General features: G+C 63.1%; 17 protein-coding genes. 8 read left to right on the forward strand and 9 right to left on the reverse strand.

Annotated features, from left to right (window positions below):
* Positions 1-116 precede the first annotated feature (116 nt).
* Entirely contained in the window at positions 117-1,019 is a 903-nt protein-coding gene (locus CK215_RS13975; protein WP_095831243.1) for an EamA family transporter, read from the forward strand.
* Between the two features lie 152 nt (positions 1,020-1,171).
* A complete protein-coding gene (locus CK215_RS13980) occupies positions 1,172-1,891 on the forward strand; it encodes a sulfate transporter family protein (RefSeq protein ID WP_095831244.1) in 720 nt (239 codons plus the stop codon).
* 70 nt (positions 1,892-1,961) lie between these two features.
* On the opposite strand, the gene CK215_RS13985 is transcribed toward CK215_RS13980, so the two are convergent.
* The 5 genes from CK215_RS13985 to CK215_RS14005 form a co-directional block, all read right to left on the reverse strand.
* Positions 1,962-2,774 (reverse strand): oxaloacetate decarboxylase, encoded by an 813-nt coding sequence (locus tag CK215_RS13985; RefSeq protein ID WP_095831245.1) that lies wholly within the window; start codon positions 2,772-2,774, stop codon positions 1,962-1,964.
* Positions 2,775-2,848: 74 nt separating this feature from the next.
* Complete coding sequence (locus CK215_RS13990; protein ID WP_095831246.1) at positions 2,849-3,706, reverse strand: hypothetical protein; 858 nt, start codon at positions 3,704-3,706, stop codon at positions 2,849-2,851.
* Positions 3,707-3,880: 174 nt separating this feature from the next.
* On the reverse strand, positions 3,881-4,540 hold the full coding sequence (locus CK215_RS13995; protein ID WP_095831247.1) for an HAD family phosphatase: 660 nt from the start codon (positions 4,538-4,540) through the stop codon (positions 3,881-3,883).
* On the reverse strand, positions 4,541-5,026 hold the full coding sequence (gene dut, locus CK215_RS14000; protein ID WP_067324332.1) for a dUTP diphosphatase: 486 nt from the start codon (positions 5,024-5,026) through the stop codon (positions 4,541-4,543). It abuts the gene before it with no gap.
* 84 nt (positions 5,027-5,110) lie between these two features.
* A complete protein-coding gene (locus CK215_RS14005) occupies positions 5,111-5,581 on the reverse strand; it encodes an Lrp/AsnC family transcriptional regulator (RefSeq protein ID WP_095831248.1) in 471 nt (156 codons plus the stop codon).
* Positions 5,582-5,697: 116 nt separating this feature from the next.
* On the opposite strand from CK215_RS14005, the gene CK215_RS14010 reads away from it, so the two are divergent.
* The 3 genes from CK215_RS14010 (at position 5,698) to CK215_RS14020 (ending at position 8,305) form a co-directional block, all read left to right on the forward strand.
* On the forward strand, positions 5,698-5,952 hold the full coding sequence (locus CK215_RS14010) for a DUF6356 family protein (protein WP_067003741.1): 255 nt from the start codon (positions 5,698-5,700) through the stop codon (positions 5,950-5,952).
* Between the two features lie 16 nt (positions 5,953-5,968).
* The gene (locus CK215_RS14015) at positions 5,969-6,769 is read left to right on the forward strand and encodes a class II glutamine amidotransferase (RefSeq protein ID WP_067003564.1); all 801 of its coding nucleotides are present in this window, start codon (positions 5,969-5,971) and stop codon (positions 6,767-6,769) included.
* A gap of 162 nt (positions 6,770-6,931) precedes the next feature.
* Entirely contained in the window at positions 6,932-8,305 is a 1,374-nt protein-coding gene (locus CK215_RS14020) for an amidase (RefSeq protein ID WP_095831337.1), read from the forward strand.
* On the opposite strand, the gene CK215_RS14025 is transcribed toward CK215_RS14020, so the two are convergent.
* Both CK215_RS14025 and CK215_RS14030 read right to left on the reverse strand, forming a co-directional pair.
* Positions 8,299-9,372 (reverse strand): FAD-binding oxidoreductase, encoded by a 1,074-nt coding sequence (locus tag CK215_RS14025; RefSeq protein WP_095831249.1) that lies wholly within the window; start codon positions 9,370-9,372, stop codon positions 8,299-8,301. The genes CK215_RS14020 and CK215_RS14025 overlap by 7 nt on opposite strands.
* A gap of 67 nt (positions 9,373-9,439) precedes the next feature.
* Positions 9,440-11,248 (reverse strand): winged helix-turn-helix domain-containing protein, encoded by a 1,809-nt coding sequence (locus CK215_RS14030; RefSeq protein WP_170950298.1) that lies wholly within the window; start codon positions 11,246-11,248, stop codon positions 9,440-9,442.
* 204 nt (positions 11,249-11,452) lie between these two features.
* Here CK215_RS14030 and CK215_RS14035 point away from each other — a divergent pair, with 204 nt between their 5' ends.
* From CK215_RS14035 to CK215_RS14045, 3 genes are all read left to right on the forward strand, one after another.
* Positions 11,453-11,734, forward strand: a complete 282-nt coding sequence (locus CK215_RS14035; RefSeq protein WP_067003570.1) for a DUF4242 domain-containing protein — start codon at positions 11,453-11,455, stop codon at positions 11,732-11,734.
* Between the two features lie 135 nt (positions 11,735-11,869).
* Entirely contained in the window at positions 11,870-12,112 is a 243-nt protein-coding gene (locus tag CK215_RS14040) for a DUF1127 domain-containing protein (RefSeq protein ID WP_067003572.1), read from the forward strand.
* Positions 12,113-12,235: 123 nt separating this feature from the next.
* Positions 12,236-13,828 (forward strand): peptide chain release factor 3, encoded by a 1,593-nt coding sequence (locus tag CK215_RS14045; protein WP_095831251.1) that lies wholly within the window; start codon positions 12,236-12,238, stop codon positions 13,826-13,828.
* Between the two features lie 13 nt (positions 13,829-13,841).
* Here CK215_RS14045 and CK215_RS14050 read toward each other — a convergent pair whose 3' ends face one another.
* Together CK215_RS14050 and CK215_RS14055 are read right to left on the reverse strand one after the other, a co-directional pair.
* Positions 13,842-14,963 carry a TIR domain-containing protein gene (locus CK215_RS14050; RefSeq protein ID WP_095831252.1) on the reverse strand — a complete coding sequence of 374 codons (1,122 nt, stop codon included), beginning with the start codon at positions 14,961-14,963 and terminating at the stop codon, positions 13,842-13,844.
* Between the two features lie 237 nt (positions 14,964-15,200).
* A complete protein-coding gene (locus CK215_RS14055) occupies positions 15,201-15,671 on the reverse strand; it encodes a VOC family protein (protein ID WP_095831338.1) in 471 nt (156 codons plus the stop codon).
* Positions 15,672-15,789 lie beyond the last annotated feature (118 nt).

Genomic DNA, 15,789 nt, shown 5'->3' on the forward strand with positions numbered 1-15,789 from the left:
GAACTGGACCATATCGTTAGAGGCGACGGCGGCTATGGTTGGGGCGTCATCGAAACATCCACGCCGCGATGTGAGCTAGAGCGACCGTCGAACCAGGCTGAAGGCGCGAAACCACCATGTCCGATAAGATCGAGATGACGACCGAGCTGGCGCTGCTTGGCCTGCTGGCGGCGCTGTGGGGTGCCTCCTATACCTTCATCAAGATCGGCGTCGAGACGATCCCGCCGGTGACCTTCATCGCCGGGCGCACGCTGATCGCCGGCGGCATTCTGCTTGGCCTCATCCGCTGGCGCGGCCTTGTCATGCCGCCGGGCGTGGTCATGTGGCGCCGCTTCATGCTCCAGGCCTGCCTCAACAGCGTCATCCCGTTCACGCTGATCGCCGCCGCCGAACGTTCCATCGACGCCGGCCTTGCCACGATCCTCAACGCGACGTCGCCGATCTTCACCTTTCTGCTGACGGCGCTGATCACCCGCCACGAGCCGGTGACATTACGCAAGCTGGTCGGCGTCGGCGCCGGAATCGCCGGCATTTGCCTCATCGTCGGCACCGAGGCGCTAGGCGGCATCGGCCATCAGCTCTGGGCGCAGCTTGCGGTCGTCGCCGCCACCGTCTGCTATGCCGGCGCCGCCATTTTCGGCCGCAATTTCAGAGGGCTCGACCCGATGGTGCCGGCCGCCGGCTCGATGATCTGCGGCGCCGTGATCCTGATTCCCTTGAGCCTCGTCTTCGACCGACCCTGGACGTTGACGCCGTCGACGGCGTCGATCCTGGCGCTCTTCGGGCTTTCGGTCTTCTCCACCGCGCTCGCCTTTTCGATCTTCTTCCGGCTCATCCACACGCTGGGCTCGGTCGGCACCACCTCGCAGGCCTATCTGCGCGTGCCGATCGGCGTCGGCATCGGCGCCGTCTTTCTGGGCGAAAGCCTCGGGCCGAGCGCCTGGCTCGGCATGGGCTTCGTCGTCGTTGGCGTCGCGGCCATGACCATCCCGGCAAGACTGGCCAGGCTTGCGCAATAATGCATGTCGCCCAAAAGTGCATGGCGGTTTTGGGAGGACGACATGCATCGAGACAAACCTAAGGCGCGTCGACGCGACGCGCTTTAGTTGCGCCGCTTAGCAAGCCGGCCTATCTCGGGAACGACGTTCCTCTGTAAGGGCTTGGACCTGCCGTGATCCTCGACGCCGCCCGCGCCGCCGCCAGCCGGCTGTTCTCACCTGAATTCCGCTCCGTCTTTCTGAAGACGCTGGGCCTGACGCTGCTCGCCTTGGTGGCGCTTTGGTTCGGCATCGAGAGCCTGCTCGAATGGCTGGCATGGCCGTGGCTGCAGACATTTGTGCCCGGCCTGCCGTCCTGGGCAGGATGGCTGAGCGGCATCATCGCCAGCATCCTCTTGGCAATGGGCATGGCGCTGCTCGTGGCACCCGTGACGGCGATCGTCGCAGGGTTGTTCCTCGACGATATCGCCGAGGTGGTCGAGCGCACCGACTATCCCGGCGATCTGCCCGGCCGCGCCGTGCCGGTGCTGCAGTCGATGGCGCTGGCGATAAAATTCTTTGGCGTCGTGATCCTCGGCAACATCGTCGCCCTGCTGCTGCTCCTGGTGCCGGGCATCAACCTCGCCGCCTTCTTCATCGTCAACGGCTATCTGCTGGGCCGCGAATTCTTCGAGTTCGCCGCCATGCGCTTCCGCCCCGAGGCCGAAGCCAAGGCGCTGCGCCGGAAGTATGCGGGCACGGTATTCCTGGCCGGACTGCTGATCGCGGTCTTCCTTGCCGTGCCGCTGCTCAACCTTTTGACCCCGCTCTTTGCCGCCGCCATGATGGTGCATCTGCACAAGGCGGTTTCGGCGCGGGACCCGGTCCAGCGCAATTTCAGGAAAAGCGCGTAGCGGTTTTTCGTCCGGAAATGCGCAACAAGGGGATAGAGCGGTTCGGTGTTTCCGTGAAACGCTGAACGCCCTAATCCTGCTCGGTACCGCCCCCGCGGAACAGCGCCTGCAGCTTGCCGAACGGCATCGCCGAACGGGTGAAGCCGAAGGTGCCGTCCTGCTGGATTTCCCGCGCAGCGGTTTCCAGCATGCCAAAGGCGAAATTCGTCAGCCATGGCCCGAGCGAGACGCGTTTTACGCCGGCCGCAGCAAGGTCGGCCACGGTGAAGCCGGGTCGCGCCATGACATTGACCGGCTTGCTGACCGCGGAGCAGACCGTCCGCACCGCGTCGGTGTCGCTCAGGCCCGGCGCATAAAGCACGTCGGCGCCGGCTTTCTCGAAAGCCTGCAGACGCTTGATCGTGTCGTCGAGATCGGTCTTGCCCCAAAGGAAATTCTCGGCCCGCGCGGTGAACACGAAATCGTGCTTCAGGGCGCGCGCCGCCTCGGCGGCCGCGGCGACGCGTTCGACAGCATGCGAGAACTCGTAGATCGGATTCTCGTGATCGCCGGTATGGTCCTCGATCGAGCAACCGGCAAGGCCGGCGGCTTCCGCCGCGAAGATGGTTTCTGCCGCCTGCTCGGCGCTGTCGCCCTTGCCGCGCTCGAGATCGGCCGAAACCGGCAGGTCGGTTGCCGCCGTCACTTCGCGGCAATGGTGGATCATGGCCTCGAATGTCACCGCGCCGTCGGGCAGGCCGCGCGAGAAGGCGAAGCCGGCGCTGGTCGTGGCCAGCGCCTTGAAGGCGAAGGAAGCCAGAAGCTTGGTCGTGCCGACATCCCAGGGATTGGGCATGACGAAGGTCGAGGCGTGCAGATCGCGAAAAATCTTGCCCTTGTCCATGGCGGGTCCTCAATCATGGGTCGTGCGGGGAATTTATCGCGGTCGCCCCGCTCGGGCAAACGAATGCGCTCGGCTCAGAAGCGTTTCTCGTTCTCTGCTGACAACCGTTTGAGGGCGTCTGAACTCGCCACGTAGCGCGACGCTTTCTTATCCCAATGATAGATGACTGAAATGTCTTTCGAGGACGCCTCGGGCGCCGCATCGTCGCAGCTTTCGCCGCTTGGTATCGTGGCATCGGCCACCGTCACCTTGACGGCTGCATGCGGCCGGCCACCGGCAATGGCCTTAAAAGCGATGTCCTGCTTGCGGCTGTAGGTGCATAGCCTTTCATCGAACGTGTAGATCATGTCGATCAGTTCGAACTTGTCGTTGCGCACCATGATCAACGGCGTGATCACATAGCCCTGGCTCGAATTGAAATGCGTGCTCATGGTAATGAGGATATCGTCACCGGCGCCGACCGACAGTTTGTTCGGTTCGCGAAAATAGGTGCTGCGATCGACGGCGACATTGACCGCGTCGAGCAGCGCCGGCTTGCCGCCGGTCAGATCGTAGAGCGCCAGCACCGCATAGCCCTCGGCGCTGTCGGGAGAGTCGCCGAGATCGAACAGCATGGTCAGCCGGTCCTTGCCGCCGGCCTTGATGGCAAGCACCGCAGCATTGGGCAGGCTTGACGTTTCAGGCGGCGAGCCACCGCTGTCCGGACCGGCGACGTGGCGCATTTCGATCGGCAAGCCGCCGTGGTAGAAGCCGTCGGCGTTCAACGCCAGATCGGGGATGACGATCCTGGCGAGGTCGAGATAGGTGACGTCCTTGTGGCCCGGGATGGCGCTGGCAAAGTCCGGAAAGCTGACATTCTCCGCGCTCGCCGGGCCCCAAAGCCATGACAGAAGCACAAGAGCGAGGGCGAGGCGAAGCAGGGTGAATTTCATGGGGTGGGAGCCGCCGGCTGTTTGACGGCTGCACGCTAGCACGGAAGATTTCGCCGAACAGCCCGGAGCAATTCCAGGAAGAATGTGAAACAGTTTTCCGTCCGGAATTGCGTAAAAACAAGTAGCTGGAGCGGCTCGGCAATTCGACGAAAGCGGAACCGCGCCAGTGTCCGATCAAAGGATCGGCACCAGTCCTGCGAGGTCGCGCATGTCGTCGAACAGGACGCCGCCGGCTTCCGCCAGCCCGTCGCGGTCCGAGAATGGATCGGCGTGATAGGAAAACACGCGCATGCCGGCGGCAATGCCGGCCTGGGTGCCGGCGATGCTGTCCTCGATGACGATGCAGTCGGCCGGCTCGAAGCCCATCGTCTTTGCCGCATGCAGGAAAAGGTCCGGGAACGGCTTGCCGCGCCCGACCATGGTCGAGGAAAACATGGCGTGCTCGAACAGCGGCAATAAGCCGGTCTGCCCGAGCGTGATATGCATCTTCGAAACCCGCGCCGACGAGGCGACGCAATAGGCAATACCGGCGGCGCGCACCTTTTCGATGAAATCGCGCACGTGAGGCATCGCCTCGACGCCATGCGCGAATAGATCCGGCAGGCCGGCGTTCCAGCGTTCGACGAAGTCGGCGCCGAGCCGGGCCTCGGTCGCCTCTTCGATCTCTTTCTGCACCGAGGCCATGCTGCGGCCCGAGAAGGTCTTGCGGCGATATTCGAATGTGGTTTGAAAGCCCGCTTCACAAAGCCAGTCGGCGAGGCGCCGATTGGCAAGGTTCTCGGTGTCGACCAGAACCCCGTCGCAATCGAAGATGACCAGTTTTGGGACTTGCATTTAGGCGGTGCCGGTCGATCCGAAACCGCCGGCGCCGCGCGCCGTGCCGCCGGCGAGCGCCCGTTCTTCGCTGGCCACCTGCGTGACTGCCGCAAACACGATCTGCGCGATCCGCATGCCGCGCGTCACCGCGAAGTCCTCATCGCCAAGATTGACGAGCAGCACTTTCACCTCGCCGCGGTAATCGCTGTCGATGGTGCCGGGCGTGTTGAGCACGGTCAGCCCATGTTTGAAGGCGAGGCCGGAGCGCGGCCGCACCTGGCCTTCCATGCCTTCCGGGATTTCCACGATCAGCCCGGTCGGCACCAGCGCGCGTTTTCCGGGCAGGATAAGCAGCGGCCGGTCTTCCGGCACCGCGGCTCGCAGGTCCATCCCGGCCGCGCCCGCGCTTTCATAGGTCGGCAGCGGCAAGCCCTCGCCATGCGGAAGCCTGACGAAACCGACGGTGGGGCCGATGACGGAGGAAGGATAGACAGCCGTGCGCATGAGCCCATTCCTATCGGCGCGGCTGCCGATTCGGTCAACCCGGCCGCGACGCTATCAACGCCTTTCTTTCAATGCGGTTCCGCGTCAGCGCAACTCCACCGGAACGACGGTCGTCTCCTTGATCTCCTCCATGACGAAGGAAGCGGAGACGTCCGACAGCGGCACCTTGGCGATCAGCCGCTGATAGAGCCTGTCATAGGCTTTCACGTCGGCGACGCGGGCTCTCAGCACATAGTCGAGGTCGCCCGACATGCGGTAGACGCCGGTGATCTCCGCAAAGCCCGTCACCGCCGCCCGGAACTTTTGCAGCCAGTCCGGGTCGTGGTTCGACGTGCGGATCAGGATGAACACCGAAAGCCCGAGTCCAAGCTTGTCGGCATCGACCAGCGCCACGCGCCTGGTAATGACGCCCTCCTCCTCCAGCCGCTTCACGCGCCGCCAGCAGGCGTTGCGGGACAAGGCCACGCGCTCCGACAACTGGTCGACGGAAAGCGTGCCGTCGCGCTGCAGTTCGGCCAGCAATCTCCGATCAGTTTCGTCGATATCATATGCCATTCTTGGGATAAATGTCCCAAAATAGGGCTAGACACAAGGACAATTTGGGATCGATGAACCTTCAACTCGTGGCAGGATACTCAATATCGGGGCTCATCCCGGCAGGAGGGATCACCATGACGACGCGGTTTTCGGCGCTCTTTACGTCTCACCCGGCCAAGGTTGGCGAAACCTATTTCGGCCACATGGCCTTCGCCGCCTGGTTCTGCTCCCGCCTGTCGATGGCCGCGGGCGCCGCCCTCGTTCACGCTTTCTTGCCATTTCTGTTCGAGACTACCGCCAGCCGAATCGTCCGTGAGCTCTATGAGCGCACGAACAACAGAGGCTCACACGCGGTGAAGGAGCCTCAGGCTCTGATGGATCGCGCCTGATAAATGGTGGAATGCGATGTGCCGGTGGGCGGCTTATCTCGGTGAAGCGGTCTTCCTCGAAGACATCGTCACCGCGCCCTGCCACTCGCTGATTGCCCAGAGCCACTGCGCCCAGGAGGCCAAGTCGCCGACCAATGGCGACGGTTTTGGCCTCGCCTGGTATGGCGACCGTCCCGAGCCCGGCCTTTACCGCGACATCCTGCCGGCCTGGTCGGACCCCAATCTGAAAAGCCTCTGCCGGCAGATCAAATCAGGCCTGTTCCTCGCTCATGTGCGCGCCTCCACCGGCGGCGCGACCAGCCGCATGAACTGCCATCCCTTCGTCTCCAGCCGCTGGTCGTTCATGCATAACGGCCAGATCGGCGGCTTCGAGAAGATCCGCCGCGCGCTTGAGAATTCGCTGTCGGATGCTGTCTTCGACCAGCGCGAAGGGACGACTGATTCCGAACTGTTCTTCCTGCTGATGCTCGACGAAGGCCTGTCCGCCGACCCGCAAGGCGCGGTAGCCCGCGCCACCAGCCGCGTTCTCGAGGCTTCGCGCCACGCCGGTCTCGAACCCTCCCTGAAGCTGACAGCGGCATTTTCCGATGGCGAGGCGCTCTACGCCGTGCGCTACGCCACCGACGGCCAGGCGCCAACGCTCTATACCGGCGCATTCGCGAGCCGCGCCGGCCGCTGCATCGTCTCCGAACCGTTCGACCGCGACGGCGGAGAATGGCAGGCGATCCCGCCGTCGAGCTTTGTCACCATGACAAGGGACGGCACAAACATCCGGCCGTTCGCGCCGACCGTTGCTAAGTTCGCGTTGGCCGTCTAGCTCCAAACGTAGCGAAGGTCGCGGGACAGCGCCGCCCTGACCACAGCTCGGCGCAATTTCGATCAAGCACCGCTGTCCTAACGATGCTGAGTTCGGCTTGAAGCCGCGCTCTCATCCGTCATGTTCAAGGCGCAGCGCGGCAAGCAGCCGGAGTGCAGCACAATGGACATCGGATTTTCCTCGACTACCGAACTTGCGGCAGCAATTGCCCGGCGGAGAATCTCGGCCGTGGAGGCGCTCGATGCGCATCTGGCGCAGATCGACCGACATAACGAAGCACTGAACGCCGTCATCCTCCTCGACCGGGAAGGTGCGCTTCAGCGTGCCCGAGAAGCCGATGTGGCACTGGCCCGCAGCGCCGCGCTCGGCCCGCTGCACGGCGTGCCGTTCACGCTGAAGGACGCGCACGAGACCGCTGGCATGAAGACGACGGTCGGTTTCCCGCCATTTGCCGACTACGTTCCCAAGCAGGACAGCCCTGTGGTTGCCAGGCTAAAGAGAGCCGGCGGCGTGCTGGTCGGCAAAACCAATGTCGCCACCATGCTGGGCGACTGGCAGTCTGACAATCCGCTGTTCGGCCGCACCGGCAACCCTTGGGATCCGTCGCGCACAGCGGGCGGCTCCAGCGGCGGCGCCGCCGCTGCGGTCGCGACGGGCATGACGCCCTTCGAGGTCGGCACCGACATGCAGAGTTCCATCCGCTTGCCCGCCGCCTTTTGCGGCGTCTACGGCCTGAAGCCGACCGAGCATCGCGTCTCGCTGGCCGGCGCTTTTCCCGACCCGGGCGGCATTCCGCGCAGCGTCCGCTTGATGTCCTGTGTTGGGCCGATTGCTCGCAATCTGGAGGACCTGGCGCTGATTTACCGGATCATTGCCGGTCCGGACGGCGGCGATACCGATCTGGCGCCGGTGCCCGTTGATCCCATATCGACGATCGAGATGAAATCGCTGTGCATCGCCTTCGCCGGCACCTTCCGCGGCTTTCCGGTGGCCGCCGAGATCGGCGCCGCGGTCGAGAGATTGGCTGCTAGGCTGGCTTCCGCCGGCGCGCACGTCGAGGAAGCCAAACTGCCGAAGCTCGACCTGCATGATGATCTCGCCGAGGGCGGCAAGTTGATCGGCATGATGCTGGAGGCAGCGCAACCGGAACCGCCGGAACAGCCTGCGCCGGTGTCGCGCTGGTTCGCGGCGCTCGTTCGCCGCGACCGGTCGATCCTTGCTTGGGAGCGGTTCTTCGAGAGCTGTGATGCCTTGCTTTGCCCGGTCGCCATGACAACGGCCTTTCCGCACTGCAAGCCAGGCAGCGCGCTGAAGGTCGACGGCAAGGACGAGAGCTATTGGATGCTGCCGGCCTATGGCGCGGTCTTCAATTATTCCGGCCATCCGGCGCTGGCGATACCAGGCGGGCAGGACAGCAACGGGTTGCCCATCGGCCTGCAACTGGTCGGCAAGCGCTGGTCGGAGGCGAGACTGCTCGGCGTCGCTGCGGCGATCGCGCCGCTGACCGACGGGTTTCGCCGGCCGCCGGGCTACTGAGCGAAGCGCGACAGCGCATAAGGCGCGAGCAATGGATCGCGCTCGCCATCGACGATTTCGCGGGCCGCAAACAGGCCGATGGCGGGTGCCAGCGTGATGCCGGAATGGGTGACGGCGACATAGACGCCGCCTACGCCGTCGGCGCGGCTAACAATTGGGAAACCATCGATCGGAGTAGGACGATAGCCGACCGTATGGAAATCGTACTCCAGCCCGTCGGCGCCGCGCAGCATCGCTTTCACCGCTTCGAAAAGCTCAAGCGCGGTTGCCTCCGGGTTCTCGCCCGGATCGCCGCCGCCAAAATCCGAGCCCGCGATGATCCGGCCATCGGCCGTCTGCCGCATATGCAGCCTCTCGGCCAGCACCAGGCCATTGAGGAGCTTCCTGTAGGGTCGCGAATGCACGATCAGACCGGGCGGCGTCTTGATCGGCAACTGGACGCCTGCCGTCGCGGCGATCGCCGGAGCGCCAGCGCCGGCGGCGATCACCACCTCGTCGGCGGCGATGGTTTCACCCGCAACGACGACGCCACTCAGGCTGCCGCCCGATAGAGTCAGTCTATCGACAGTCCCCGTAATGAGCCGCGCGCCGCGCCGTTCGGCGTCCGCCAGCAGCGCCGTTGCGGTCGCGACCGGCTCGGCCACGCCTTCCTCGGCGACATGAAGCGCAAAATCGGGAAGCTCGGTCAGATTGGGTTCGATCCGCGCCGCCTGTTCGCGGCCGACCTGCTCGATGCCGTAGCCCCAGGACGAATGCTCGGCCGCATAGGCTTTGAGCTTGTCCGCCGGCAGGTCCCAGCACAGGCCGCCGCACCAGGCAAGCGGCAGGCCCGGCAGATCATTCGCCAAGCGTTTCCATTCGGCCATAGCCCGGATGCGCAGCCGGAAATAGGTCTGCGGATTGCCCCAGCTTGCGTTGATCCAGGCGAAGGAATTGGGCGTCGCGACTCCGCCGCCGCCGCTTGTCGAGACGACCGTCACCCGCGCTCCGGCCTTCGCCAGATGCCAGGCGATCGATGCGCCGAGGATGCCGGCGCCGATGACGATGACTTGTTTTGCGCTGCTCATGTCATGACCTTCAGAGGAGATTTCCCCGTCATGCCATCGCGCCGGCCAGACCTCAAGCGAGAAGCGGCTAAGCGCCGCCCACCGCTATCTTCTGCGTCCCGACAAGCAGGCCCTTCAGCTCTTCGCAGCGCCGCGTGAGCCGTGAAGAGTCGACCTTCTTCGCTAACGCCAACGCTGTGCCGAGCTCCAACTCCGCGCCGGCACGATCGCCGAGCTGGATGAGCAGCGCTGCGAGCGCAAGCCTCGCATCGGCGACATTGACCGGCGAGCCGACCTCGCTCCAGCGCGAGCATGCGGTCTGCAGCTCCCGAACAGCCTCGGGGAGGCGGCCTTCCCGTATGAAAAGTTCAGCCTTGGCCTCGGCGGTCAGCGCCCGGATGGAGGCCATCGGCCAGCGCTGCGGCTGGCTCTCCAACTCGGCGATGACTTCTTTTGCACGCTCGAGACGATTGGTGCGCGCCGCCACCTTGGCGAGAGTGGCAAGGACCATGCCTCGCCGCTGCAGCGTCGGCCAGCCGTTTCCGACCAACGACCGCTCGAGAGCGCTGAAGGCGGCCTCGGCCTGGCCTTGCTCCAGCTGCAGCAGCGCCAGGCCGGGCTGCGGATCCCAGCCGGCGGCATGGGACGCCCGATAGGCTGTTTCCGCCTCGGTGAGATCTCCGGCGGCCAGATGAATGTCACCCAAGACACGCAGCGCATCGCCCGTCGCCCAGGGGGCGTCGACGGCGAGTTGGTCGAGCGCGGCGCGTACCAGCGCCTCAGCCTCCTTCAGCGTGCCGTGAACGCCGAGCACTTCGGCGCGATGCAGCCGGCAGGAGCCCGACAGATCCTCAAGCCCATGTCCCCTGCACCAGTCCTCATAGCCGAGGGTCCATTGGTTGGCCCTCGCCCAGTCGCCAAAATTCCGGCAGGCCCAAAGTATGTTGCAGTAGAGAATGCCGCCGACGACCGGGTCCACGTCGCTGGAGAGACCCAGCGCGGCGGCGAAATCCTGATCCTCCTGGCCGGATTTGGTTTCACCGAGGCAGAGCTTGAAAAAGCCGCGATAGATCAGCCCGAGCGACTCCACGACCGGATCTTCGAGATCTCTGCCAACCGCGAAAGCCTGTTCGGCAAGCGCAAGCGCCTGCTCCGGCTCGGCTTCCGCGCCCATGATGCGCGCTCCCATCCAGCACCACAGGCCGTGCTCCCTGCTGTCGGTTGCGCCATCGATCAGCTGCGCCGCCCGCTTGTGCCAGCCCTTGGCGACGGCAAGTTCCCCTCTCTCCAGATGAACCCTGGCCAGGCCGATTGCCGGGGACGCCGCTCGCAAGCGCTCGCCGGCCACGCCGTAGGCAGTCACCGCGCGCGCCAGAAGCGGGATGGCTTCAGCCGGGCGCCCCATGCACTCCAGCGCAAGTGCCCATTCCTCGAGATCGGCCGTCAGCAGCTCGCCAGCGGCATCCGCTTCGGTGAAGCAGGCCGCGGCCTCGTGCCATTTTCTGACAGCAACAGCTTCGCGTGCCGACAGAACCGGTGAACCGGGGCTCGAAAGCTTGCCGCCCGCGCCGGCCGGCCCGTTCGCCGAAATGGGCGGCAGGTCGAGGCAAATCCGGTAGCCGAAGCGGGGCAGGTTGCGCAGCGCCGTTTCCATGCCGCCCTGGCGAAGAACGCCGCGGGCAAGGCTAGCCACGCGCTGCAACGAAGCTTCCGTCACCGTCACGCCTGGCCATAGCGTTTCAAGCAATTCGTCTTTGCTCATGGCCCGGTCCCGGTGCCGCAGCAGGATGGCGAGGAAATCGAAGACCAGGGGCTGCACCTCGATCTCGCTTCCGGCGAGACGGAGGGCGCGAGCGTCCTCGTTAAGCTCGAAGTCGCCGAAGCAATAAGTTCCCATCGGCAGCAATCCTGTAACGGCAGTAGGCAAAGGATCGGAAGAAGATAAGGACGGCGTAAGGACTGTCGGCCGCCTCTTGCGCAATTCTCCGTCTGCCCGGCGAGCCATGCTGCAGTTTAGCTCAGCGGCCCCGGGAATGTCACCGGCATCGAATCTGGTCGAGCGTCCGGAGGCAGTTGAACCCAAGATCAAGGAGATTGCGAAATGCAGAAATACATCATCGAACGTGAAATTCCCAAGGTCGGCACCTTCGAGCGCGAGCAGCTTCGCGACGCCTCCAAGGCCTCGAACGCCGTTCTCGCCGAGCTCGGCCCGGACATTCAGTGGGTCGAATCCTTCGTCGCGGATGACAAGACCTTCTGCGTCTACCTCGCCAAGGACGAGGCGATCATTCAGCGCCACGCCAAGATGAGCGGCTTCCCGGCCACCAAGATCACGCAGGTGAAGCGCCTGTTCGATCCGACGACGGCATACGCCGCCGCCTGATGGAGGGATCGATCGTGAAGTGCCTTTGCAGGCGAGCTGCGAGCACGATCGATCCTGATCTTCTGTCGGCCAAACCTTCGGGAGGGCCAGTCTGGGCCCTCCCGATTTCATCATTCAAACAGAGGAGGATAAACCATGACCATCCTTGGACAGGAGCTTGCGGCCAACCATTCCGCGCTCGGACGGTTCCTCGTTGCGATCCCCGAAATCTGCCGTTCCGGCGGAGGCGTGCTTGCGCGCATCCTGCGAAATCGCAGGGGTCGGGCCACGCTGGACGAATTGCCGGACTATCTGCTGCGCGACATCGGCATCGAACGGGCGGAGATACGTTTAGCTACCCGGTTGGGCCGCCAGGACCGTCATCGCGAGCGAACCTGAACGACCTAAGGTTCCTGTCAGGCCACATCGACTACGCTGTTCGGCCGTGCCGGTCTGCCCGAAACTGTCGACACGCCCAAAATGCGCTGCTAGAAGCCCGCGCCACAGACAGGATTCCAAAAATTGGCAGAAGACATCGAACAGGCGGTTTCGCGCCGCCGCACTTTCGCGATCATCGCCCACCCCGATGCCGGCAAGACCACGCTCACCGAAAAGCTGCTTCTGTTCGGCGGTGCCATCCAGCTTGCCGGCGAGGTCAAGGCCAAGAAGGATCGCATCCAGACCCGGTCCGACTGGATGAAGATCGAGCGCGAGCGCGGCATCTCGGTCGTCACTTCGGTGATGACCTTCGAATATGACGACAACGTCTTCAACCTGCTCGACACGCCCGGCCACGAGGATTTCGCCGACGACACCTATCGCACGCTCTCTGCGGTGGATTCGGCCGTCATGGTCATCGACGCCGCCAAGGGCATCGAGCCGCGCACGCTGAAACTGTTCGAGGTCTGCCGGCTGCGCGACATCCCGATCATCACCTTCGTCAACAAGATGGACCGCGAGAGCCGCGATCCGTTCGAAATCCTCGACGAGATCGAGCAGAAGCTGGCGCTGGACACAGCACCGGTTACCTGGCCGATCGGCCGCGGCAAGACCTTTTCGGGCACCTATCACCTGGCGCAGAACGCGGTGCGCCGGAGCGATGACGAGAAGGAGCGCACGCCGGTCAACGGCCCGGATTCCAACCGCGTCGCCGGGCTTTTGCCGGAAAACGAGCGCAACGACTTCATCGAGGAACTGGAGCTCGCGCGGGAAGCGTGCAGACCGCTCGACATCGACGCCTTCCGCGAAGGCCATCTGACGCCGGTCTATTTCGGCTCGGCGCTGCGCAATTACGGCGTGCGCGACCTGATCGAGGCGCTCGGCGCCTACGGACCGCCGCCGCGGGCCCAGGCAGCCGATGAACGCACGGTCGAGGCGACGGAGGGGAAGATGACCTCCTTCGTCTTCAAGATCCAGGCCAACATGGACCCCAACCATCGCGACCGGATCGCGTTCGTCCGCGTCTGCTCCGGCAAGCTGGAGCGCGGCATGAAGGCCAAGCTGGTGCGCACCGGCAAACCGATGAGCCTCTCGGCGCCGCAATTCTTCTTCGCCCGCACCCGCGTCACCGCCGACGAGGCCTTCGCCGGCGACGTCGTCGGCATTCCCAATCACGGCACACTGCGCATCGGCGACACGCTGACCGAGGGCGAGGAGATCCTGTTCCGCGGCGTGCCGAACTTCGCGCCGGAAATCCTGCGCCGTGTCCGCCTCGGCGATGCGATGAAAGCCAAGAAGCTGAAGGAAGCGCTGCATCAGATGGCCGAGGAGGGCGTCGTGCAGCTGTTCTCGCCTGAGGACGGCTCGCCGGCCATCGTCGGCGTTGTCGGCGCGCTGCAGCTCGATGTGCTGAAGGAGCGGCTTAACATCGAATACACGCTGCCGGTGGATTTCGAGATGTCGCGTTTCTCCGTCTGCCGCTGGATCTCGGCCGACGACAGGGCGGATGTCCAGCGCTTCATCGAGGCGCATCGCGGCGACATCGCCCGCGACCTCGACAACGATCCGGTCTTCCTCGCCCAGCACGCTTTCTCGCTCAACTACGAGGCCGAGCGCTGGAAGGCGATCCGCTTCGCCACCGTCAAGGACTATCAGGTCCGAGATAAGGCGGCATAATTCGGCAGGGAGGCTACCGTTTCTTCATGTCGTTTATAGCCCCCATGAGCTTAACGGTGGCCTCGCTACCTAGGTCGTCTCCCGAGTATTCCACCCTATAAAGGCCTTGAAGATTTGATGGCATTTGGACACCCTCTTTAACGAGAAGAATGAATCTGTTTCCATATAGAGCCATCGCAGCTCCTATTTCGATCAGAACATTCGAATTTAAGAGAGTATGCTCCTTGCCTTCAGAATCGATTAGCACTCGGTCAGCGTCGACATGGATAATTGCTGCGCCGCACTCTCTCATCCCGCTCATGATTTTATCGGGAACGCCAATTGAGGTAGTTTCCTCCTGAACTGCGACTCTTGCTTCAAGTTCACCAAAGGCAAGTATCTGCTTTAGTGGTTCAACAAATTTCTTGTTCTTTCCGTGTGTAATAAATACGAATTTCCTTTTTCTTGTATCTGTAGGTATATCCGACGTATGGGCGTTAGCGTTGGACGGTAATTTAATGTCGCCAGCTAAGGCTTCTAAAGGCTTGCTGACGTCCGGAATCTCTTCAGGGATGACTGTTGCGTCATGTGGGGCGTTTGTTGCTGCCAGGTCGACAAATGGCTTTCCGCTAACTTCCGCGATGAATCCAACCTGTTGAGCCTCGGACAATATTGTGCCGAACACCTCAGGCGCCCTGTCAGCAGGGACGCCCATTTCGATCAAGACGTTGGCAGCGATAGCTGGGCTAGGCAATCTGCTTTGATCATAGCGCCTTAGAAACTCACCAATAAGCCTTGGTTGCAATAGTGCTTGTCGCAACCCCGCCTCGCGCATTCCATCTTCGGTGGGACGACACACCTGTAGTCCCAATTGGGTCAGCGATATGAGATTCCCTTGGGCGGCGCCCTCGGTTAGACCGTATGCAATTGCTGCACCCGTCAACATTCGGAAAGGCCCGGAAGTGGGCGTCATCTCGACTGCTTGAGCGACCCTGAGAGGAGCTGTGGGCTTTGCTGCATAACTGTCCACTATGGCCTGCGGAATTCGTAAGGCCTCATGCAGCGAAACAGCAGGAATATCAGCTTGGCTAATGCGCGTCCGTTTGGCCGGGGGTGCAACTGGCGTTTTTTCTAATTCTTTCGAGGATTTAGGCATTGAAAACTTCCCTCCCTTCCCAAGAATCACATTTACGCTGATTCTTTGTGGAGGATAAGTTCTATCCAGAATCCTCCCTAAAGAGATTTGCGGAAGCTCGCCTATAGGGCAGTCCGCTTCAGTGCAGTGGCTGGTCTAGGTCTCACCAGCACCAAGGTGCTACTGCTAACTACCAATCAGGCGCGCCAATAGCTTTGGCGCGCCTAGAAGAAATATAAGAAATTCTCTATATCGCGATCACCCCTTCGCCGCTTCCTCGATCTTGGCGATGTCGATCTTGCTCATCTGCATCATAGCCGACATGACCCGGCCGGCCTTGGCCCGGTCCGGATCCAGGAGCAGACGGGGCAACTGCTCCGGCACGACCTGCCAGGAGACGCCGAACCTGTCCTTCAGCCAGCTGCATTGTGACGGTTCACCACCGCCTTCGATGAGCCTGTCCCAGAAATAATCGACCTCTTCCTGCGTCTTGCAGTCGATCGACTGTGACATCGCCTCGTTGAACTTGAAGTGGGGGCCGCCATTGAGCGCCTGGAACTGCACGCCGTCGAGTTCGAACGTGGTCACCAGCACCTTCCCTTCATCGGCGTGGCCTTCGGGCCAACGCATCACGCTCAGCACCTTGGAATTCTTGAAGATGGACACGTAGAAATTCATCGCCTCTTCGGCCTGGTCGTCGAACCACAGGCAGGTGGTGATCTTTTGCATGTCGTGCTCCTCGGGTTGCTGCTTGTTGTAGTGGAACGGCTGGCTCCGAGAATGGTGCCATTCCTTGCCGTCTGCCCAAGGACGGCTGTGCGGCCCGCGATCCGACACTGGCCCGATG

Origin of the sequence: Mesorhizobium sp. WSM3864 (assembly GCF_002294955.1) — a bacterium.
Lineage (GTDB): Bacteria > Pseudomonadota > Alphaproteobacteria > Rhizobiales > Rhizobiaceae > Mesorhizobium.

Bases quoted from the DNA above. Each gene is read 5' to 3' on its own strand.
- CK215_RS13975 (WP_095831243.1), top strand. From the start codon at position 117: ATGTCCGATAAGATCGAGATGACGACCGAGCTGGCGCTGCTTGGCCTG.
- CK215_RS13985 (WP_095831245.1), bottom strand. From the start codon at position 2,774: ATGGACAAGGGCAAGATTTTTCGCGATCTGCACGCCTCGACCTTCGTC.
- CK215_RS13990 (WP_095831246.1), bottom strand. From the start codon at position 3,706: ATGAAATTCACCCTGCTTCGCCTCGCCCTCGCTCTTGTGCTTCTGTCA.
- CK215_RS13995 (WP_095831247.1), bottom strand. From the start codon at position 4,540: ATGCAAGTCCCAAAACTGGTCATCTTCGATTGCGACGGGGTTCTGGTC.
- dut (WP_067324332.1), bottom strand. From the start codon at position 5,026: ATGCGCACGGCTGTCTATCCTTCCTCCGTCATCGGCCCCACCGTCGGT.
- CK215_RS14005 (WP_095831248.1), bottom strand. From the start codon at position 5,581: ATGGCATATGATATCGACGAAACTGATCGGAGATTGCTGGCCGAACTG.
- CK215_RS14010 (WP_067003741.1), top strand. From the start codon at position 5,698: ATGACGACGCGGTTTTCGGCGCTCTTTACGTCTCACCCGGCCAAGGTT.
- CK215_RS14015 (WP_067003564.1), top strand. From the start codon at position 5,969: ATGTGCCGGTGGGCGGCTTATCTCGGTGAAGCGGTCTTCCTCGAAGAC.
- CK215_RS14020 (WP_095831337.1), top strand. From the start codon at position 6,932: ATGGACATCGGATTTTCCTCGACTACCGAACTTGCGGCAGCAATTGCC.
- CK215_RS14025 (WP_095831249.1), bottom strand. From the start codon at position 9,372: ATGAGCAGCGCAAAACAAGTCATCGTCATCGGCGCCGGCATCCTCGGC.
- CK215_RS14030 (WP_170950298.1), bottom strand. From the start codon at position 11,248: ATGGGAACTTATTGCTTCGGCGACTTCGAGCTTAACGAGGACGCTCGC.
- CK215_RS14035 (WP_067003570.1), top strand. From the start codon at position 11,453: ATGCAGAAATACATCATCGAACGTGAAATTCCCAAGGTCGGCACCTTC.
- CK215_RS14040 (WP_067003572.1), top strand. From the start codon at position 11,870: ATGACCATCCTTGGACAGGAGCTTGCGGCCAACCATTCCGCGCTCGGA.
- CK215_RS14050 (WP_095831252.1), bottom strand. From the start codon at position 14,963: ATGCCTAAATCCTCGAAAGAATTAGAAAAAACGCCAGTTGCACCCCCG.
- CK215_RS14055 (WP_095831338.1), bottom strand. From the start codon at position 15,671: ATGCAAAAGATCACCACCTGCCTGTGGTTCGACGACCAGGCCGAAGAG.